Genomic DNA, 21,888 nt, shown 5'->3' on the forward strand with positions numbered 1-21,888 from the left:
ACTTATTGGTTTAGGTACAATCTTCCCTGTTTTGGGGCGTGACCTTCTTTGTTGAAATTGATGATGTAGAAATAGACGCCATTGGGCACAGTTTTCCCGCCTGGACCAGAGCCGTCCCAAGCTGGGTTGGAAACATCTCCCTTGAACAAAGAGTTTCCATATCGATTAAGGATTTCCAAAGTGAAATGGGGGAAGATTATTTCAATATTTGGAATATAGTAAGTGTCGTTCCTTCCATCGTTGTTGGGTGAAAATGCATCAGGAATAAAGAAGCCATATTTTTCGGGATCACAGTTGTTGAGGTCGACCGCCACGGGAACCCTGTTTGTATTGATGCATCCGGTGTCCCCGTCATAACTTTGGGCATAGTAAATGGTGTCGTCCTCCAAAAGCTCATAGCTTGGCAAGGCCGTACCTCCTTCGGCCACATTGAACCATTCCACTTCTGCCTCAATGAAGTTTTCAAGATTTTCCAGTTCTGCAACGGTAGGATTGTCCAAGGCGCAGACCAAGAGTTCATCAGATATTAAATCGGGCAAGGGTGGTTGAACCACTGTTGGCTTTATTGTCAATCGGGTATCGCTCTCACAGAATCCGGCCAGTTGTTCGGCTGCAAAGTAGGATTGTCCATCCACAACCGGGTCGGTCGGGTCCAACATGGTTCCTCCTTCGTCGGCATCATACCAAACAATAGTTCCTCCATTAGGGGTTGCTATGTCCAAATCTGCAAGGGTTATTTCATCAGAAGCACAATAAACCGGGGTGGAATTGATGGTCGTTGGTACCTCGGCCATAAAAAAGGAAACTTGAACCCTTGTACGTTCTTCACTAACACAGTTGTTGTTTTGGTCCGTACTGGATACATAATAATCCTCGCCATCTTCCAGTAGTGTAGCCATGGGCAATGCTTCCTGACTTTCGGCAGTGGGGTAAAAGGCAATGGCACCACTTGTACTTACGGTAATATCCTCCAAGGTCGGTGTGCCTTCGTTAAGGCAAAAGGATTGCTGTTCTTCCGCCTCCACTACAATGGGTTCCCCTCCAATGGAAAATCCTTCTTGAAGCTCAAATTCAAACTGCAATCTACAGGGAGTGGAATCGTTTTGGGTGCTTTTCAGTAGCACGATATAATCCCCATCAGGCAAATTGGCGATGTCGATGCCATACACGGCCACTCCTCCCATAAAGTTGATGGTGTTGTCCGTTAAGGTGGATTGGGTGTTTTGTTCAATAACCTCATAGTCGATCGTATAGCTTCCATCAGGCAAGGTCGGGGCATCCACAAGAACATCAATGGAAGTGGCATCACAGTTGTTGTCCACCGCTATCTCCAAATCAATTTCTTCAGGAATGGGCAGAACCTGGATTCCAGTGTTTATGGTACAACCGATTTCATAGCTGTCCTCGACAGTTATCTCCAAAGTGTATGATCCAGAAAGCTGAAATTGTTCTGCTTCAATATTGAATGAGGCAGAACCATCAGTAAAAACAACATCTGGTTTGGAGAGGTTTACCACGGAGTTGTCGGGAAGCGTTAAGGTAAAGTTTACATTGTGTGATTCGTTGGTAGGGTTCGCCATAAGGTCCAAAATGTTCTGCAAATTGATATCAACAGGATTGTTGGGACATATATTTTCTGTAGAAGCAATTGGGGTGGAAACCAGGAATTCGGTGGGTGGTACATTAATGTCATTACAAACGATTCTTTCAGGAACAATTCCAATAATTCCCAGAATATTAATTTGAACCAATTCGTTAATGGGAACAAGGGATTCGGGTACAATAAAATTACCTGTCCCGTTGGTCAACGTTATCTCAGTTAGCGAATCTTGCTCTCCTTGGGTGCTTGTCACACTAAATCCTAGTTCGTATTGGCCCGAGGGCAATAAGGAAGCATCATATTCCAAGATAATCTCATATTCTGTCCCGGAACAATAGTTTTCGGCTTCCATGGACCCATTTAATGTGGGAAGTATAATGATAAAAACTTCTGATGATTTAACTGGGCAAACAGGATGTGGTGGTTCAACCGAATAGGCAAAACTGTAATTTCCATATCCATGATTGGCATTAATTGCCTCCACATTTACAAAGTGATCCTGGAGATTGTCAAGTTGATTCGTCCCAACTTCTGACCATACCCCATTAGGGTCTTCATTAGTCAACAAATCATTAAGATCCAAATTGGTCAGGCCGGACAGATCATCCGTTGTGCACACAATAAGATTTGATGGGATTCCTGGGTTGGGCGCCTTGTGCACTTCCAAATTTACTGTTGATTGCATGCCCGGACAGCTATCAAAGTCTGGAACAGTATACGTAAATATATACTCGCCAGGTCCTGCAGATTCGGCATTGAAGAGATTACCGTTCAAAAAACCCGTTACCGTATTGGGGTCTTCTTCCCAAACACCGTTAAAGTCCGGGATTACCTCATCTACATTACTGCCCAGAAAAGAGAACAGGTTCACGGCAGGATGATCACTGCATGCATTGGCACTACCATCAATGTTATCCTCTCCGGCATATCCGCCCAAAAAAAGTGTAATTGTGGCCGATTGGTTGCAGTTATCATTAGTATATGTAAACTCATGTTCGCCGAAACGATTGATTCTCCATAGGTTGACAATTCCGGTGTTTATATCCAAGGCATTTAAATCAGCGGCATTTGGCGTGGACCAAGTTCCCCCAGGGGTTGGCATCCCGTTCAGGTTTGCAAACAAATCAAAAGTTTTGTTGGAAATGTCACCGTACTTGTCGCAAACTGTAATGGTATTGTCTGCTCCGGCACATTGGGAATATACCGAATGGGCAAAAGTCAAGAATAGCAAAATGGCCGCCCCAAAAGCACGATGCCCCGAATGGGCAAGCTTGTTTTTTCTCATTTTAAGTAGGTCAAAAGAGTGTTTGTCAATCTGGGGGGACAGGATTGAAAACAACATTATCAAAAACAATTAAAAATCGGTTGTGGGGTTACAACACGATATGCTGCTGAGGTTAGAAGCCGCTAAACTAATAAAAAAGTTTTCAACATCAACAGTATTTACTAAAAACCAAATTATTAAGGAATTCATCTGATAGGATGTTCCAGCATTTGCTTAGTACAAGATTAGATCAAGAGAAAAAACAACGGTCAAATATTTGTACTTCCTTATCAAATTTTGTTCCCTTGCATGGGTCGTGCATTCTGAACTTATAGTTGACACTCAATCCTTCGCCCTTGAGTTTGTTGTCCTTCTCCTGTCCACTTCGGCTCCACTCAGTGCAGGCCTAGAAGCCGTACCTATACTCCTCTGAGTCAAAATTACGCCCCGGTTGCGGCATCCCGAAGGGGTAGTAATTATTGTAGGCAATTACATGAGCGTTTAATTCATCTGTATCCGTATTTAGGTTTTTCCTGTCTCCCACAAATAATCTTACGTTTTATTTGCCTATTTTTCATTAACATGGCACGAGCAACATGCTAGCGCCAGCGGGAAAAGAAGAAGTTGAAAGAGACGCTTTCGACCGTTCTAAATGATATAAAGTAACCCTAAAAACCTTGGATTAATGCCCAAAATGGAGGTTCCGTTCAATGAAGAGTTCAGAGAACTTGTTCTGGATATGGATTTCGAGTATTTTCTCAATGAAGACCTAACGGCCAATAAGGTTTCTGATTCGGACAGGACAACTGCTGAACAAGCGTATCTTAAAACTACACTGGAGGTTCAAGAACGCTACAGGAAGAACAAAAAGCAGTGCCGTCTATGGTTGGAAGGTATTGTTCGTTTGCAGTGGTTTGGCGGTATGTTGCCTTCTCAGTTGAGACTCGATGGCAGCACTCGTGATCTGACCTATTTCGATTATGAGGAAGTTGGCAGGAACTGGGCTTGGTTTGCTTATTGGCAGAAACTGGAGCGGAAACGAAGATTCTGGAAAGTGTCCTGGGACAGGGTCACTAAGGTCGGTGCTGTTCTCGCTATTGTGCTCACAGTTCTAAAACTACTTGAAACTTTCTTTCCTAAACAATAAAAAAACCACAGTTCGCACCGTGGTCTTTCTCGTTCCTTAAATTTCTTGCTCGTATCGCCCACTCATAACGGCACAAGCGGGACGCTTGCGCCAGCGAGGGAATCCCATGGATATTGATAGCCTATCGGATCCACGGCAAAGAACCTCCCCACCCGCGGGTCGTGCATCCTGTACTTATAATTAATGGAGAGACCCTCACTTTTTATCTCGCTGTCCTTTTCCTGCCCTTGGAAGGCGTAGCGGTAGCCATCGGCACTGAGCAGTGAGCGGTTCGGCATGGGCATCCCGAAGGGGTAGTAATCCGTGTAGCCCTCCAAACTGGCCTCGTTGCCCTCTTTCATGGTTTACTTCTCTTGACAGTATAAACATTTGACCATTTCTCGTGCCAAAATATTTTTTCATCATTGAACAAAAAAGAAATTTGGTTTATAGGAACAATTCTAGATAAAGATCTTACCAACACTTGTAACAAATTGATTTTATCATTTTTACCTTGAACCTTAAATTTAAAAAGGCTCTTGCCAATGGTGCTTTTAAAAAAAAACTCACAAACTGTGAAGTATACTATATAAGATACTATTTGAGCCAAAAGAACCTTGGAATCATCAAATCGTGATTGCAGATTGTTCGCTGTTTTAAAAAAAATAGTAGAATAAATCAAATATGCTGGTATCGAAAAAATTAGTGCATCCACATAAAAAGCTATAGCACGGCGAAATATATCGTTCATTATGGTAGAATTTAAATATTAAAAATACTTTTTTATTTAGGGACACCTTGAGATATCCAACCAAATTCTATGTTAGCCCGAACACCGTATATTGCATTAAATTCTCCACCAAAAGACCATCCATATCTATCCTGTTTCACTTTGCCTAAGTTATGTATGGATTCGTTATGAAAAATCTTTGTATGTTCTATGATTCCATAATTGGTAGTTGTTGATTCTCGGCTGAATCGAGTATCGTAGTTTTCGCTATAACCAAAAATTCCATTGACTCCCCATCCTGTTTCAGTTCCACCTCTATTTTCGTTATATGGATTCTGTATAAAAGAAAGATTAGTGAAATCTCCTTCCCAAAAATCTGCCTCGCCTCCAATTGAATATATAGACTTCTTCCCTACATTACTTTGTAAAGTAACATTTCCACCTGCTGCTTTCACATCAAAACCAAATCCACCATAGTTAAAATCAGCTTGTGCTTTAACATAAATTGGCAACCTATCAGGGGTTTCAACGGAATTTGCGACATTGAAAAGAGAAAAACCAGAGCCTGGAACAGCAGCAAAATCTCTTCGATGTTCAGGAGTGAAGCTACCATTGGTAATAAATGTATCCCAACCATCCGCTCCTTGTTGGGCCACGCTCCAATTGCCTTTTTCGCCAACAATCTCTCCACCGCCATTAAAGGTTTTGTACAACCAAGCACCAAACTTGGTCTTCCAACCGCCGTCCGGGTCTATTCCATTTATAGGGTCGTTGCCCATTCCAACATACGGGGAGTTATATTGTCCGTAAGGGTCCGTGGTCAACCACCGTCCAATCCTGCTGTCCCATAACCGCAGTTCAAAGGCCTCTTTCCCGGTCTCGGGGTCCTTTTCCTGCCCTTGGAAGGCGTAGCGGTAGCCTTGGGGTTCTATGGGGACCATAGTCTTTCTATTGTCCAAAATGATAAATCAATACTAACAGAATGACAAAAACAAAAAGAGCTGCAATTCTATTTCCAGATTCTGTTTCTAGCTTTTTGTATTCACTACCATCTGGAGTCCAAAACTTGGAAAATGATTTTAATTCTTTTTCTCTAATTATGTTGCTAATATTGATTAAAGAATATCTAATAGATGCTCCAATAAGTTCAACAAAAAATCTACCGAAAATTATTTGAAAAATATCCATCAATTATTGTTGTTTAAATTTTCAGCCTGTGATTTTGCAACATTCATTAATCTTTTTCCATGAATTTGATCAGTTGCTTTATTTGAATAAATAATTATATCACCTCTTGTTCTTGGACTTAGTTTGGTCAAGAAAGTCCCTTTAAAAGTTTTTCCAAATGTAGATACGTTTAATTTAGGACCAGCAACTCTAAAACTTTTTAATGGACTAGGTGTAAAAGTCAAAAAAGTATTCATACCTGCATTGAACTCCTCTTTTGGGGTAGCAACAAAACCAGTTAAATGTCTACCTCCATTTTTTGTAAAATTTCTTGTTCCGTAAACATATGCGTCATTGGCAATATTATAAATTGCATCAAAAGCCATTTTACCTCCAGGGGCTTGGTTTATTGCAGGGTTGTATTCTGCAAAAGTTTGTAGGTTTTCTGCCCAATTAGGCTGATGTGCGGAAATTGCAGCGGGAATATCGTTCTTCCAAGCACTTGTATAGTTAAAAGTCGCTATAGCATCCGCATCAGTTGTAAACCCACTGGTTACAGAGGAAGTGTTGAAACCCCATTCCCCATTACTTTTGTATAGCTCACCGGGGTCAAGACCTGCCTTTATGGCCCTGTTTCTTGCCCATTTTGCAAATAGTTTCCACTTCCAACCCCCATCAGGGTCAATTCCATTTATTGGGTCATTTCCCATCCCTAGATATGGCGAAGCATATTGTCCGTAAGGGTCGGTGGTCAACCAACGCCCAATACGTCCATCCCACAACCTTAACTGGAACGCCTCTTTCCCTGTCTCCGGATCCTTTTCCTGCCCCTGGAAGGCATAGCGGTAACCGTAGGCGTTCATCAGGCCACGGTTCGGCATGGGCATCCCGAAAGGATAGTAATCCGTGTAGCCTTCTAAGAAAACATCATCAATCGAAAAAAGTCGTATGTCTGTATACGTCATATAATTTAAAAGCACCTGAACTGTCCTTTTTGAAATGATAAAGTTCTGGCTCTCCTTTTCTTTTAAATAGTGAGTCTCCTGTAATAACACTGTCATCCGATTTAACCGAATATAAATCTAACAAGTACTCTTTTCCCGAATTCAATCTTACCTTGACATCTCCTTTTCCTCCATAAATCGATTCACTTATAATAACACCATTAATATCTTGTTTTAAAGCTATATTATTACTTCTAGTCGTCATGAATAATATAATTGCCAAAAACAGTATTAAAAATCCTGCTTTCAAATAATTCTTATTCATAGGACACGGATGAATTTGGTGAAACAACAAGATTTTTGCTCGGTTCAATAGGATTATTTATGTAAAGATTACCATTACTATGAAGCAATATTGTATTGTGCCTTACCCCACCTTTTATGTTTACTGCTGTTAAAGGGCTGGCCTCTGCACCACCTGAGATTCCAGCATATATGCTTATCCAGGTTGGTTTACCTGATGGACTAATGGATGCATCAGCACCAACAAATCCACCAATTCCTGGTGTAATACCTATTTCGCCAAAAGCAGAATACCCTCCTAGGTCCCTGGCATTGATTTGATCTACAGAACCGTTGTAAATCTTTTTAGAAAGAAATGCAGAAACAGTAATCTCCCCACCGTCACCTACAGTAGCTGCGAAGAGAGATTTTATTGTGATATTGAATCCGCACTTATATAGACAGGCAGGTCAAAGTATATTTTTCTGGTAACAAAATCAAAAGTGTCTTTTTGAGTTTTTTCTTTTTCAAGAAGAAAGCCACGTATGTTTTTTTGTCCTACCTCAAAATTTTGCATATCAAAGACAACATCATGGTTATTATCTCTAAATCTTTCATGTTCCTTAAATCTTATTGACAAACTAGGTATGGTATCCCATTCAATATTTTGTTCATTTGAAAAATCAGGGTTAATGGTATAGTCTTGTTTTGGAAGGCAGACAAACAAATCACTATCATAGGATATAACTGGTTGTTCTAAAAAGAAATGTATGCGATAAGGTTTTTCAACAATGGCTGTATCAGGCGATACTGCACGATAAAAATTACCTCCCGGTATAGTATCGCCCTGAGCGTTTAAAATCCATCTTTGATTCATATATGATTCACCTGATAGATTAACATACTCTCTGTATTCGCTCAATATACCTTGCTGATTATAAAGTTTCCATTTACCAACTTGTTCTTCGTTAGAGCCAAGGGGGCCTTCAAATCTGGTTTTACCATCAGGAAATAACCGTTTTTGATAATAGGCCTCGCCAACATTGTTCCAAAAAACTATACTTTCTAAATTACTATTAGCATCATAAAACAAGGATGAATCTCTAGCTATGCCATCACTATAAATAGAGATTTCCCTTAGATTTCCTTGTTCATCATATCTCTCTAAAACTCCATGTTTTTTGTTGTCGTTATTTACTGTATATTTCATTTTAAGCTGTCCTGAAGGATATTGTTCTCGAACCTCCTTTTTTTTGCAACTGACAAGCATTAAAATTAGCAATATTATCAATATTCTCATCTAGCGGTACATTTTAATTAATTGTATGGAATCAAGCCCTATTGTATCATTTTTCATCTCATTATTTGCTGCTTGTTGTGACCTTAGAAGACCTGCTTTTATTCCAGCACCACTACCTCCATGTGGAGTTCCGCTTTTCCAATATTGTAATATGTAGGAAGTTGTATCCATAGGTTGTGGTGCGATTATAGGAACTGTTATGGCAATGTTGTTGCCCTGGTTTACAGCCCCTACACCATCCCGTGCAGCCCTCAACATATGGTTTACCGTATTGGCCTTGTGCGACCAAAATCTCAGGTTGCCGCCATTGGAACCAGGTATCAGCCAGTCATTATAGTCTTGGGAGCCATATACGGCGCCATTCCTTCCCTTGGTGTTGCCATATTCCTCGCTGCCGTTACCGTAAAATTTGTCCCCGCTCAACCGGCTCTCGAACCAGTCCCATCGTTTTCCGGCAAAAGGGTTGTTGCCCTTCATATTATCTACTCCTATCGTAGCTCCGGGCAACGGAGTGTAATTTAAATTCATATATTGGTTCGCCTTGCCCGCAAAATCTCCATTCGTTACAAATGTATCCCAACCATCCGCTCCTTGTTGGGCCACGCTCCAATTGCCTTTTTCGCCAACAATCTCTCCACCGCCATTAAAGGTTTTGTACAACCAAGCACCAAATTTGGACTTCCAGCCTCCATCAGGGTCAATTCCATTTATCGGGTCATTTCCCATTCCCAGATATGGCGAAGCATATTGCCCATACGGATCGGTGGTCAACCATCGTCCAATCCTTCCATCCCACAATCGCAGTTCAAAAGCTTCCTTGCCTGTTTCGGGATCCTTTTCCTGCCCTTGGAAGGCGTAGCGGTAGCCATCGGCGCTGAGCAGTGTGCGGTTTGGCATGGGCATCCCAAAGGGGTAATAGTCCGTATAGCCCTCCAAACTGGCCTCGTTGCCCTCTTTCATGAACACCGCAGGTTTGTTGCCCGAATAAATTACATTATTTTGCCCTGTGGTAGTTTCCAAAAATTACTGAATCAATTTTAAATCCTTTGCAAAAACCGCAGCTCTCGCCGTGGCTCTTTCTCTTGTTTTATGTCCCAATGCACAAGCATGATGCTTGCGCCAGAGAGGGGATTTTAGGTAATCCAACCTAGATTCTTTAGTATGGCCAAAGCAAACAAAATAATAATGAATAATAAAAAAGCCCACTTTCTATATGGATTTGAATAAATCCATTCTCTAAATCCTTTAGCAAAACGATTGCCTAACATTTTTAATTTTATTTCTCCACTCCCTTTACATTAGGCGAAATTTCCTTTCTTAAACTATCATATTTATGAATGTAGTTTGAATATCCTTTAACATTCTCAAACTTAAGTATTATCAAGGTATCCTTATCATTCCTTTTTATTCGTAAATATAAAGTGTTCTTCTTTTTTTCTATACTGTCATTTAGTCTAATAAAATCATACAACTCCGATTTTTCATAAACCAAATCAACTTCCTCAGCTCCATGGTCTAATACAATTTTCTTTCTGCCTCTATTGTTTTTATCAATATATTTCTTTGTAACCAGTCCATGAAAATTTTCCTTGTAGACTTGTTTTACAGCTTGGTCAAAAAATTTTTCTTGGCTGACAACTTCTCGATTAAATAAGTTAATCGTTACTACTACCCAAATTATTAATAAAGCCGTAATAGAAATTAATATCCATTTTTTCATGTCCAACTATTTTCCTGAAATAAAGGTGTAAGTATCCCATTGCGTATATCCAATATCTATGCCTGGACCAACACTAAGACCATATGACTGATATGTAGGTTTTTGATGAATACGATGACCATTCAATTGTTGGAGATAAATTCCATCCGTAGCTACACTAGCACCTAGAAGAAGGACTGAACCACTAACCTCAGACCCATAACCCCCAAGTCTAGTTGGAGTTAAAGGTTCATTAATTTGATTGTTAAAACCAAAAAAATCTACTGAAATTCCGAAAGCTAAACCAGATTCATTTGCTACTTTTCTGGTGTAGTAACTTTGATATCCCTCGGAAGAAGGGGTTAAGCCAAAACTAAATCCATCACCATAGTTTCCAGTAATTGGACTTCTTATGGGCAATGCTGATTCAATGGTTACCCCAACACCAATATCTGCTCCTTTCATATCCTCTGCTCCAATCGTAGCTCCGGGCAACGGAGTGTAATTTAAATTCATATATTGGTTCGCTTTGCCCGCAAAATCTCCATTCGTTACAAATGTATCCCAACCATCCGCTCCTTGTTGGGCCACGCTCCAATTGCCTTTTTCACCTACAATTTCGCCACCGCCGTTAAAGGTTTTCCAGAGCCAGGCCCCTACACGACTTTTCCAACCACCATCAGGGTCAATTCCATTTATTGGGTCATTTCCCATTCCCAAATATGGCGAAGCATATTGCCCATAAGGATCAGTAGTGAGCCATCTTCCAATTCGGCCATCCCACAGCCTTAACTGGAACGCCTCCTTCCCGGTCTCGGGATCCTTTTCCTGCCCTTGGAAGGCGTAGCGGTAGCCATCTGCACTCAAAAGTGTGCGGTTCGGCATGGGCATCCCAAAGGGGTAGTAATCCGTGTAGCCCTCCAAACTGGCTTCGTTGCCCTCTTTCATAAACACGGCACGTACGTTGCCCAAATGGTCCGTTAACTGGTACACGTACATCTTGGCATTGTTGTTCCCGTTATAGGCCACTCCCACACGGCCCGCTCCGTACACGGGCTGCTCCGCAAGGGCGGGGTCGCCCCCCACATTGTTGTATACCGCCATCACCTGCCCCGCCACATCGCGCACATAGTAGGTGGTGTAGATCAGGATGCCGTTTCCATAGGTCTCTTTCTTGGCCCGTTGGTTACGGTCGTTGTACAAGAACTTTACCATGGGCTTGCCGTTTCGGGCGACCTCGGCCACCAGCCCGCTGGTATTGTAAATATAGTCAATATTCTGGGAGTTGTCGCGGGTCAGCTGCCCTATGTTGTTGTACTCGTAATTGCCCGGGTCCTGGCTCCCCATATCGTCCGCATCGGCAATTGCGCCCACCCCGTCTTCCACGTAGAGCAGCCTGTTGGGGGTTCCGGGGTCGTAATTATAGTCGAGTTTGTCCATGGCGGTGCTGTTCTGCCCGTTGGGGTCCTTGTTGCGCACCAAGGTCTGTATGTTGCCGTTGGCATCGTAGGTTATGGGGCCCACATCGTAAGCGGTACTGTTGTTGCCGGGGTCAAAATCGGCCCCGGTGAGCCAGTTGTTGCGGTCGTAGCTGTACACGTAGTGCCCTGCTTGCAGTTGGTCCACGTTGGTTTTCCACCGTATGCCCTTTATATTGCCGTTAAACTGGTCGCTGCCCTGTGGGGTCGTGGTTATATTGCCGTTCTCGGTGCGCTGGTAATCGCCCAAATGGTAGTCCAACTGCATGCCAAAAAGGTCGTTGGCATCGTTGCCGGGGTCGTTCACCGAGGCCAGGGAGGGGTGGTTTATGCTTTTTAGCTGCCCGGCCAGGTTGTACACATAGTCCAAGCCTTGGGCGCCACCGGCCAGTTCGGTGCGCACCAGCGTGCCGGCTTCGTTATAAAAATACCGTGCATTCAGCTCAAAGTTCTCCCCATCGCCGGAGGTTTCCACCAGTTGTAATTGGTTACGGTTGTTATAGGTATATTTATGGGTGAACTGGTCGTCTTCCCCTTTTTGGTAGATTACCTGTGCCACCTGCCCGGTAAGGGGGGCATAGACATAATCGATGGTCTTGGCGCCAAGCCCTGCCATGTCCTGTACCAACCATTTTACCCTTCCGTAGCCATCATAGCTATAATAGGTGGTGGATTGGTCGTTGCTGGTCCGGGCCACATTGCCCGCCAAAAAGGAAGGGCGCTGGTAATCGGATGGCAGGTCGGCCAAAAAATCGTAGTCCGCGGTTCCCAAAAAATCGTAAACTGTCCGCATTACCTCTTTTTTTGAGGCATTGGGCAGAAGTGCATCCGGATCCAGCGGGGAAAAGTCGGTTTTGGTGAGCACGCCACTCTCCACGGGCCGGCCAAAGGGGTCGTAATCGGTATAGGACACTTGTTGGTCCAAGGCCTGCTTGCTGTTCTGCGAATAGCGTATCTGGCCGTCCTTACGGTACTTGAACCCGGCCGTGCCCTCGTCGGGACTGGTGGTGGATACCAATTGCCCCAGGGTATTGTACTGGTATGTGGTGACAAGCTTGTTCCCCTCCTTGTCGGTTATGGGCTGGTAAGCGGCCACCAGCCTTCCGGCCTCATCATACTCGTTTAGGCTGTAATCGTAGTAGTTTACGCGGTAGCCCACCGATATGGAATTGGGCTCGTAATTTTCCAGATCGTTGACGGCCACACGGTAAAAACCGGGGGGCAAACTGTTGGCAGGCACGGGCTCCTCGGCATCGGTGATCAAATTGTACAGGGTCACTGCGCCTATATTGCTCACGGAGATGCCTGTATCGCCTTTGGGTATGTGGACATCCACGTAGCCCTGGGCCCCGATCGCAAGTTGCATTTGCGGGGAAAGCCCGCCATTTTCGCCGGACCGTGCCGCTGCCAACAGTTTTCCGTCGGTATCGGAGAACACTACGCTTTCGTTGCCGTGCACATCGCGGGCAACGGTCTTTAAGGTGCGGATGTCCTTGTATTTTTCTTCGCCAAAGGCGGCCTGTAAAGACAGTTCGTCGGTGGCGGGCATGGTAAAGCTATAGGCCTGCGGCCATTCGTCCGTGGGGGTTATCTCATCATCACCATTGGTATCCACTTTATTGCCGCCCACTGCTGCCAATGCGGCACCGGGGTTGAGCTCACTAAAAATGGTGCGTAAAAATGGGTAATTGGTGACGTCCTGGTACTGGTCGGAGGTGATACCCGTGTAGTATTCCCCCAAAGGGCCGTCGGCAAAAACAGTGTCGGGGTCATAGGGGTTTACATCAAAATCGGGCGCTCCGTAAACGGTTCCGCCCTCGTTGGTGATAAAGGCTTCGTGGTACTGGAACACGTTCTGCTCCGTTAAGGGTGCCGATAGGCTGGAGAGGGCCGGCCTTCCCTGAAAATCGTACAGGGTGGCCTGTCCCCAAATGGCCTTGGTGACCGCGTCCCAGCTTTGGGTCTGTACATGCTTGCCCAGATCATCGTAATAACGCCTACTGTTTCCCTTTAGGTTATTGTCCAGGTCATATTCCCAAACGGTGATCATGTTCCAATCTTCATCGGGGTGCTCGCCGGACACAATGGCCTCTATGGTAAGCTCTATGTTGTGGCGGGCGAGCACTAGGCCGTCCACAATATCACTGGTCATTTCGCAATGGTAGGTACCGGCATCTTCTAGAGCGGCGTTTACAATAGTGAAATTGGGGGAATCGGGTGCGCCGTTTATGGGCTGCCCATCCTTGAACCACTGGTAGTGGTTTTGGGTGCCCGCTATTGCGGTGGACATGTCAACATCTCCTCCTTCGATAATTTGATGGGCCTCTGGCTGGTCGGTCTTTTGTTGGGGGGCGTAGGTAAAGGTATTGCCTTCAAAGTTTTGGTAGGTATATTCCAGATCGCCAAAGTGGAATCGATTGTTTCCTATTTGAAGGTTTTTTAAAGAGGTTTGATCTATAATTTCCGAGGGGATTGCCCCACTGAAATCATTACCGGTAAGGTTTAGCGATATTAGGCCTGTACTATTTGCCAAACTTGACGGGATTTCTCCAATAAGACCGTTATTGGAAAGATTCAGTGTTTCCAGAGAGGTCAAATTTCCGATCTCGTTGGGTATGTTGCCCGTAAGTTCGTTTTTGAATACATTGAGGAGGGTCAGGTGTACCAAATCACCGATACTGGCGGGGATGTTTCCCTCCAGCTCATTGGACTCCAGATTCAGTTCCGTTACGTGGCCGTTTGCTACGGTTACGCCATGCCAATCGCTTGTTACGTTGCCGGCAAAGTTCCAATCGTCCCCTAGAAAAACATCTGTCTCCGATATCCAAGTAGGTCCGTTTGTGGCGTTGTACAGGTCTTGGAGGGCTTGTTTTTCTTCGGGGGTCACTTGGGCATTGGCCCATACAAGGCCTCCCAATAGCAGTATGGTTAAAATTGATTTTAGTTTCATGGTGTCTTTTATAGGTTAAGTGTTTTTGCTCTATGCCTTAATGGTCTATGGGATTTGTTCTTCGAGTGGATTATCCGGGTTATCGCCATTACAATTGCCCCGCTTATGGTTGCCGGCGTCTTCCGCAATGGTCTGGGTTATCATATCCCTGACCCTGCACCAGTATACGGCCCGCGTACCATTACAATCGGTGGTGATGGGCAACGTATTTTGTGGCGTCCAGTTCCCAAAAGTTGGCTGTAGGTTCCCTGGGCACACCGTTGGATCTTGCGGATCGGGGTCTTGGCAGTATTTTACGGACCATTGGTATTCAAACTGTCCGCTTCCACCGCTTACATTGGCAACCACATTGGTGTTGTTGGCATTAAAATCTTGAACACCCAAGTTCAAGGACATTTGATTATAAGCGTCATTTGACGGTTTATAGTTATAGGCATACTCCTTCACTTTTTTAAAGCCGCCGGACAATTGCCCGTCCACATCCAGAACTTCGCTATAAATGCGTACCAATCTTCCGGCCTCGTCGTACTCATATTTGGTGGCCAAGTTGTTTGGTCCCAATATATCGGTGAGCTCGTCCCATTCGTTGTATACGTAAGAGGTCATGGAGGAAGCCACAGGGTGAAGTCTAAAATCATCCACTACAACATTGCCATTGACGGATGTTACAGAGACTGGGGTGCCCGATGGCATCTTTGCGTAAAAGTTGAGCTGTACCCACTGCTCTGCAGTTATTATTTCATCTGGATTAAAATCTATGTTCTCACCCTCTACATTGACCCGCACATTATGGTAATGTGCTTTTTTGCTCCATAACGATATTTTATACGTTTTTGCCGGCTCACTATGGTTTACCGTGACCTCAAAGCCACTGCCTCCATTGGAAATCAATAGGGAATTACTTCCGGTATGGGTATCTGTTGCTTTCGACGCATTGCCTTTACCGACACCACCGCCAAAATTACCTTGACCGTCATCGTCCTCAGCTCCTGAATAAAAGGTCTCATTATACCCGGCATTGGAAACGGCAATGGTCTTACTATCGCCATATCCCATTTTGGTGGCGGCCAGATTGCCATTGATGTCCATGACTTCCAACGGGGATGAAAAATCGTTGTATTGGGTGATCTCGGAAATTTGCTCCCAGTCGCTATTGGTTTGGTCGTCACCACCCAAAGTGGTCTGCCAATTAAAGTTGTCATCGTTTTCTTGATCAAAATCAAGGTAAAAACCGTCGGCGCTCATCTCCCCGTTCCAACGATAGGTCTTGTGCTTGCGCCAGATATTCTCGCCCCAATCGCGCCAAGTATTTATACTCGCATTTAAAACTTCCCAATTGTCATTATCATTTAGTAAGTGATAGGTCGCAGCTTCCTGAGCCAACATATTCTTGTTGCTGGGGTTGTCCACTTTACTGCCCATTGCTGGATACCTGTGATATGCTGGGTAAATGGTAGATTTTACTTGCTTGCCGTTGCTCAAAACAGCGCTAGTCTCAATCACTTGGCCTGTATAAAAATCATATTTTAAAAACTGTTGTTGGGAAGTATATCCATTCCTAGTTATGGATGTTGCCAATAGTACATTAGGGATTTTTTCCTTGCTGGAGGAGGTCATTATGTAACTATCTTTGAACGGGTTGTCCCAGATCTGTTTATATGAATTAAAGGATTCCTTTATAATTCCTTGATTAAAGAAAGATGATTGAGGCATATAGGAATTTTCAACTTTGTAGACTTGTTGGTTTTCTGAATTATACTCGGTGGATTGTACCAACCTCCCAATACTAGACGAAAAATCCTTTACCTCAAATTTGGAAAAGTTCATATCCACATCTTCCTCGTTCAAAGAAACATCAATTATGTTTTCATCTTGTAGCCTTTTAATCTCAAAAGCATTTTCTACCAAAACCCCGTTCTGGGTATACTGCAATGGTTTCGGGACATTAAATTGATAAGAATTTTTATAGACCAAATTATCATTGGCATCCAGCTTTTCTGTAGTAACATGTTCATAAATGACCATGGGGTTGGGCATTTCTGAGATATATGGGACCGAACGATTTCTTTTGGATGGCGCATAAGAAGTTACTCCTGACCCTATATTATCCGGGTTTGTGTAGGAGTACACAGTTTTTGCACTGTAGGCATCGGAAGCCATTTCTATTTTTTTGACCCTTATACCTCCGCCTTCTGCTATATTTAAAGGCTCTTTTTGGGCAAAAATGGTATAACGTGCCCTGTAGTCCCCTTCTGCCGGTCTTTCACATGAGTTTTCATCTTTACTCGGCAGCCATTCCGATGTTTGGTTAACAACATCACCAAATTCATTATCATAAAAAGCCCATTCTTTTTGTTGACAATTTTCGAATTCCCTTCCCCACACTTTGTTTTTAACTGGAAGCGAAAAAACCACCAAATCTTCACCTACTTCTTGAACTAGACAATTTTTGTCAGCAAAATCCCCTATCCAATTACTTTCTGTATGGGTATAATGCCAATAGGTTACATCTATTTCCGTAGACTCTCCAGCCTCAAAAAAATCTTTGAAATTTACATGATACTTTTCATCAATCTCAGGGTCATTTCTAAAGCTCAAAGTTTTTGGGCCATTGGCCGTTCCTCCAAACCTAAATTCAAGACCGTGGCTAAAATATGTGGTTGGACTTGCATATTCGTTTACATAACTATCATTCTCATAGGTGATGTCTATGGAACCTCCCAATGGAGTAGTAATACGATTTAGGCTATACATCATGGCTTGATTTTTATAGTAGCCCCAATCGTCGATGTCATCTTTATCAAAAACGGTGTTTTTAGCATAGTAGTCAAACTTATAGGGTGGTATCAGCTGCACACCCCCTTTTCCTAAAGTGGATACGGAATTTAGGGTCAGTTTTCCAGGTAATTCTATGTTTCCATCCGTTTCACGTCCCAAGGGATATGTTTCATCGTAATTAAACTCAATTGTTTTTAAAGATTTGGGCGTTACCGTTTCCCAATCGATATCATTTGTATTTAAAGTTTTATTGTAAAATTCTCCATGCCAAGAATTGATAGGTATCAACTGTTCTTCATTATAACCTAGATCCTCTCCCCATAAATAATATAGTGAAACTCTTGCCTCCGCCGAAATAATTCCTGCAAGGGTAGCATCTGGATCAATGATATTAGACTTTTTTATATTTTCTGCCTCACTATTTTTTAATAATATAATTTTTTCAAGTCGCAGGGATTTTTGTTCTTCCAATTCAGCCTTAAACCAAAAATGAGATTTACAATAGTAGAGATTTGGGTTTAGGTCTCCAATTTCAATATTCAAATGGGCACCTTGCAAATGCATATTATCATCCACGTCCGCAATATAGGTTCTGTCAGAAGGGAGGTAATAGTATTTGGGTTCGTCGCCATCCGAAATTTGCGCGGCATAACTTTTATTGTCTTCACGTTCGCCTTTTATAAAAAGTGCTGTGTGGGTCCTTGTCTTTACCTTATCTAAATAATAGACTTCCTTGATGCCCCAAGAATAGGATTTTGTATTACCGTCCGTATGAACCCCAAAACTAGGCGTCCTCCAAGCCAACCCATCGCTCCATTTACCATATTCAAAATCTACCCAATATCCATAATCCTCTTCATCAACCTTGTTATTGCCATTCTTATCAATATAGTCTGGTCCAGTAACCGCTGTTAACAACCAATGGGTAGCATACGGTTCAAATTGTTGTTCCTCATAAAATTTATCGTCCATATTGTCGTCTACATTGGCCACCCGACTAAATTCAACCCTACTGTAAACGGGGAGCGAGTAATGATAGGTCTTCCCATCCAGTGCCGTAACCTTAAACGCTCCAATTCCTTCACTAGGCAATATCACAGGATTTCTATCAAAACCATCAGCAGAAGGAGTGATAATCAAAGATTCATTTTGTATTATTTGTTCGTTTGTAAAAGTCTCTACATATCTTCCTTTTCGTATTCGTTCATTTTCTTCATTATAGGAATCATACAGTTGGCCATCAATTAAACTACTATCATCAAAAGATTTGGCAACTGTGGAATACTCAGTTGGGTGGATATCATCCATATTTAAAAGTGGTATGTTCCAAATTCCAGATCCAACCTGTAACGCTGAGGTATATTCATTCTCAAAATAAAAATGAACATTGCCTTGGTCGATACTTTTGGAAAAGTTTTTGGCACCATCTTCGGGTTTGTAATACCAAGTACTGCTTTCTGGAACCTGTTTTCCACCCGTTGTCTTTGTTCTAAGTGTGGTTTTCGGCATAATCAATGTACCTTCCTCCAAAATTTTTGGAGCCATGGTGCCCCCGATACCTTGGCCGGTAATCCCATAGCTGTCATAATTGATGAAAGAAAAATTTGAATTTCTTAACTGCTCTTTGGTATCGGCTTCATATAAAGACTCATAAGCGTCAATACCCAATTGTCTATAGGCAACCGTATTTTGATACGTATCTTCTATTTTACCGGCATATAAGGCTCCATTATAAGTTGCGTAGCTTGCGTCAAAAATCCAATACTTTGTTTTTTTGTAAGAAAAGTTTAGGGAAAAAGGTAAAAATTGAGGGGTTTTGAATTTAAAACTAGATAAATCCTTGCTATGAACCGAACCATCAAGATTGCTTGCTTCGCTTGATAAAAGATTCATGCCACCTATAGATAGAGATGATGAAAGCGAACCATTCGAGCTTAGTGTCATTCCCGTTCCAAAAAAACCTTTTGAAGCTCCCAAACTTACATTTCCGCTCAGCCCTTCTCCTTTAAAGCTTTGAAACAGGAAAGCTCCTGCATTTAGGTCAAAAGCATCATTTTTCCCAATGCCAAATGAACCGTACGCACCAATACCTATACCATCCGTACCAATATAAGTACTTACTCCCCCAACCCCAGGGAGCCCTATAGATGAGGTATTACTAAAATTGCGGGTCGTCTCCCCTCCAGTTGCCTTAAAGGAACTATAATTATATTGTGTTGCCACACTCAACCCCATTATAATACCGGTACCACCAAATGATATACTTTTGTGCACCCCAATATCATTGTACAGCATGGTGTACTTTTTGGTTTCCAACCAATCATCAGGGACCCCGGCAACGCTCCGGTTAATGGCCCCAGGGTTAATGTTCCAGCCCAAGCCTACCCAAGAGGCTTCTTGGTCCAAACCTATGCCTGCATGATACGAAAGGGCCAAAGGATAGCCTCCTTCGGGAGAGGGCACATTCAACAACGGCATTACATAACTCAGATCGCCCGTGGCCAAATTCACCATATCGGTGGCATCCACGGGTTCAAAGCTGGCCGCTTCTGGAGAGCCGGGTCCACCGCCAGATGCATATATCAAATTAATGGGAACCAGTGTGGTCAAAAAATTCAAGGTCAAGAATACGGCCAAGATTCTGTGGGACGGTTTTGTTTTTCTCATTTTCATTTAGGTAAGATTTGGTTTATTTACATTGGGTGTTATAGTAGTCGATAATTTCTTCAAGATCTCCTCGTTGGAGTTCCCGGTCCTGTATTTTCGAGGCTAGTGGTGGACAGTCGGCAAAAAACTCTGAAGCGTTTTTTCTAAAGTTTAAAGTGATCCAGTATGAAGAAGCTAGATGGGTGGCCTCTTCTTCCCCCGCTTTTCTTAGATAGGAGTAGGTTATAGTGCCCCAAAAACCTGTGGTCATCATCCCTCCGTTGGGCATCGGGGTCATCATCATGTTACCTCTAGGGTTAACAACATCCCGGTAACAGCTTATATTTTTTCCGTGGTTGACCAATTCCAATACTTTGGGGTTATCCTTGTCCTTGATTTTTACTTTTACATAAATAGAAGGCTCTTCTTCTTTAAAAAGTTTTAAGGTATCTACCTCATTAAAGGTGAAATGCTCTCTTTTCGCTCCTTTTTCCTTTCTGAACCTGATGTTGTCCCAAGGTTTCAAATTTGCGAGACCTTCCAATTGGGTCCCGTTTTTAAAAATTAGAACTGCTTTGGTATTCTGGGCCTTTGTGTTGGCAGTACACAGGATAATTGTAATGATCAATATAGCTAACGACTTCATATTTAAAAGTTTAACCTTGGTTGTTGTTTTATTTTTTTGGTGTCTATCTTAAATGTGACCTCTCCTGTGCCATACCCCAGATCTTGAATGGTGAACAGCAGATAATCTTGTTGCAGGGTCTTCTCTTGACTTTCATACACCAAAAGCATCTCCGTTCCCGCTGCCATACCGTACATTCGTGGGTATACATAGTCCAACAATTCCAACGTATCCCGTTTTTGATCGGTGAGTAGTACTTTATCTGCCATACCAAAGGAAAACTGGTTGACCTTGGCCCCATACTCGGCCCGACTGCCCATATTTTGACTCAATAACTCCTTGCCATTTGCACTCATGCTCAAATTGAAATAGTGATACCTTGAATATTCCTTTCTGAGCTTTTTGATATCGTCCGTGCTGTTTTCATTATTGATGAATTGGGACACCATAAGATCTGTCGGCCTGTAAATCAGGGAATATTTAATACCGTTAATGGATTTTTGAAAATGGTACCCGTTTTCAACATCTCGAACATAGGCCAACAATTCATCTTTGCTATCAAATGATTTGGAATCGCAGGCTATTATGATCAATACAATGGTCAGAAATACCAAGATTTTTGGAGTCCTATTTCCCATGATACTGTTCGTTCAGTCCTTCTAGGATTATGTCGGTCAAATCTGTTTCTTTGTCAGCATACATAATATTACCGCTGCCATGTGCCCCAAAAATGATACGGTGGCCATGTTTTTTTCCATACTCCTTTACATAATCATTGATATCGTTGATTACGGTTTGGGTCATTTTTTGATCCTCTTCCTGAACTTGTTTTTGAATGGCCTGCTGATAGTTGTTGATCTGTTGTTGTTTATTCTGAAGTAATTCCTGCTTTAGGGCCAATTCCTTCTTGGTCATGGAAGCACGTTCCTTTTCATAGGCTTTCAGCTCATCTTGCCAATCTATCATTAAACTGTCCACATTGGCCTTCATTACAGCTGCTTTTTTATTGAAGGCTTCACGGTCCACTTTGGTTCTGTCATATCCTTCCAAAAGTCTATTAACATCTACGTATACTTGTTCGGATTCTGATTTTGGGAGAAAAAATGTTACCGTGCTTACCAATAATGCCAATACCGATAATGGAATGGCCAATTTGTTCAGGGCATTGGATTTACCCTTTTCTACTGTAGATTTATTTTTCATTTACCAATTACGATTTGGGTATTCTTAATTAAAGTATGTCCTTCTTTGGAAAGGATCGGTTTACTCAGTTTTTGGGCATATCAACCAACTGCTGAA

17 protein-coding genes are annotated in these 21,888 nt (G+C 42.7%); 2 read left to right on the plus strand and 15 right to left on the minus strand.

The window, feature by feature from the left end; all coding sequences use genetic code 11:
• Positions 1-2: 2 nt before the first annotated feature.
• Positions 3-2,885 carry a gliding motility-associated C-terminal domain-containing protein gene (locus tag GUA46_RS06855; RefSeq protein ID WP_176619847.1) on the minus strand — a complete coding sequence of 961 codons (2,883 nt, stop codon included), beginning with the start codon at positions 2,883-2,885 and terminating at the stop codon, positions 3-5.
• A 664-nt stretch (positions 2,886-3,549) separates the two neighbouring features.
• Between GUA46_RS06855 and GUA46_RS06860 the strand changes: the two genes are divergently transcribed.
• Positions 3,550-4,011 (plus strand): hypothetical protein, encoded by a 462-nt coding sequence (locus GUA46_RS06860; RefSeq protein WP_176619848.1) that lies wholly within the window; start codon positions 3,550-3,552, stop codon positions 4,009-4,011.
• 62 nt (positions 4,012-4,073) lie between these two features.
• Here GUA46_RS06860 and GUA46_RS06865 read toward each other — a convergent pair whose 3' ends face one another.
• Genes GUA46_RS06865 through GUA46_RS06890 form a run of 6 tightly spaced genes read right to left on the minus strand, consistent with a single transcriptional unit; the run spans position 4,074 to position 7,156 of the window.
• Complete coding sequence (locus GUA46_RS06865) at positions 4,074-4,352, minus strand: RHS repeat-associated core domain-containing protein (RefSeq protein ID WP_176619849.1); 279 nt, start codon at positions 4,350-4,352, stop codon at positions 4,074-4,076.
• Positions 4,349-4,741: an RDD family protein gene (locus tag GUA46_RS16960; RefSeq protein ID WP_176619850.1), complete on the minus strand. Its 393-nt coding sequence runs from the start codon at positions 4,739-4,741 to the stop codon at positions 4,349-4,351. Before GUA46_RS16960 ends, GUA46_RS06865 begins: the two co-directional genes overlap by 4 nt.
• 32 nt (positions 4,742-4,773) lie before the next feature.
• Positions 4,774-5,661, minus strand: a complete 888-nt coding sequence (locus tag GUA46_RS06875) for an RHS repeat-associated core domain-containing protein (RefSeq protein WP_176619851.1) — start codon at positions 5,659-5,661, stop codon at positions 4,774-4,776.
• A gap of 7 nt (positions 5,662-5,668) precedes the next feature.
• Complete coding sequence (locus tag GUA46_RS06880) at positions 5,669-5,908, minus strand: hypothetical protein (RefSeq protein WP_176619852.1); 240 nt, start codon at positions 5,906-5,908, stop codon at positions 5,669-5,671.
• A complete protein-coding gene (locus GUA46_RS06885) occupies positions 5,908-6,852 on the minus strand; it encodes an RHS repeat-associated core domain-containing protein (protein WP_176619853.1) in 945 nt (314 codons plus the stop codon). Before GUA46_RS06885 ends, GUA46_RS06880 begins: the two co-directional genes overlap by 1 nt.
• Positions 6,818-7,156, minus strand: coding sequence for a hypothetical protein (locus GUA46_RS06890; protein ID WP_176619854.1), 339 nt, complete (start codon positions 7,154-7,156; stop codon positions 6,818-6,820). The genes GUA46_RS06885 and GUA46_RS06890 overlap by 35 nt, the downstream gene beginning before the upstream one ends.
• A 116-nt stretch (positions 7,157-7,272) precedes the next feature.
• On the opposite strand from GUA46_RS06890, the gene GUA46_RS06895 reads away from it, so the two are divergent.
• Positions 7,273-7,455 carry a hypothetical protein gene (locus GUA46_RS06895; RefSeq protein WP_176619855.1) on the plus strand — a complete coding sequence of 61 codons (183 nt, stop codon included), beginning with the start codon at positions 7,273-7,275 and terminating at the stop codon, positions 7,453-7,455.
• 88 nt (positions 7,456-7,543) lie between these two features.
• On the opposite strand, the gene GUA46_RS06900 is transcribed toward GUA46_RS06895, so the two are convergent.
• The 8 genes from GUA46_RS06900 to GUA46_RS06935 form a co-directional block, all read right to left on the minus strand.
• A complete protein-coding gene (locus tag GUA46_RS06900; RefSeq protein WP_176619856.1) occupies positions 7,544-8,413 on the minus strand; it encodes a toxin-antitoxin system YwqK family antitoxin in 870 nt (289 codons plus the stop codon).
• A complete protein-coding gene (locus tag GUA46_RS06905) occupies positions 8,414-9,433 on the minus strand; it encodes an RHS repeat-associated core domain-containing protein (RefSeq protein ID WP_176619857.1) in 1,020 nt (339 codons plus the stop codon).
• Between the two features lie 256 nt (positions 9,434-9,689).
• Entirely contained in the window at positions 9,690-10,133 is a 444-nt protein-coding gene (locus tag GUA46_RS06910; RefSeq protein WP_176619858.1) for a hypothetical protein, read from the minus strand.
• Positions 10,134-10,139: 6 nt separating this feature from the next.
• The gene (locus tag GUA46_RS06915) at positions 10,140-14,540 is read right to left on the minus strand and encodes an RHS repeat-associated core domain-containing protein (protein ID WP_176619859.1); all 4,401 of its coding nucleotides are present in this window, start codon (positions 14,538-14,540) and stop codon (positions 10,140-10,142) included.
• Between the two features lie 45 nt (positions 14,541-14,585).
• Entirely contained in the window at positions 14,586-19,985 is a 5,400-nt protein-coding gene (locus tag GUA46_RS06920) for an RHS repeat domain-containing protein (protein ID WP_176619860.1), read from the minus strand.
• A 22-nt stretch (positions 19,986-20,007) separates the two neighbouring features.
• A complete protein-coding gene (locus GUA46_RS06925; RefSeq protein ID WP_176619861.1) occupies positions 20,008-20,610 on the minus strand; it encodes a hypothetical protein in 603 nt (200 codons plus the stop codon).
• Positions 20,611-20,612: 2 nt separating this feature from the next.
• Positions 20,613-21,227 carry a hypothetical protein gene (locus GUA46_RS06930; protein WP_176619862.1) on the minus strand — a complete coding sequence of 205 codons (615 nt, stop codon included), beginning with the start codon at positions 21,225-21,227 and terminating at the stop codon, positions 20,613-20,615.
• A complete protein-coding gene (locus GUA46_RS06935) occupies positions 21,217-21,792 on the minus strand; it encodes an OmpH/Skp family outer membrane protein (protein WP_176619863.1) in 576 nt (191 codons plus the stop codon). Before GUA46_RS06935 ends, GUA46_RS06930 begins: the two co-directional genes overlap by 11 nt.
• Positions 21,793-21,888: the final 96 nt, after the last annotated feature.

The sequence above is a fragment of the Flagellimonas chongwuensis genome, from assembly GCF_013376415.1.
GTDB classification, from domain to species: Bacteria; Bacteroidota; Bacteroidia; order Flavobacteriales; family Flavobacteriaceae; genus Flagellimonas; species Flagellimonas chongwuensis.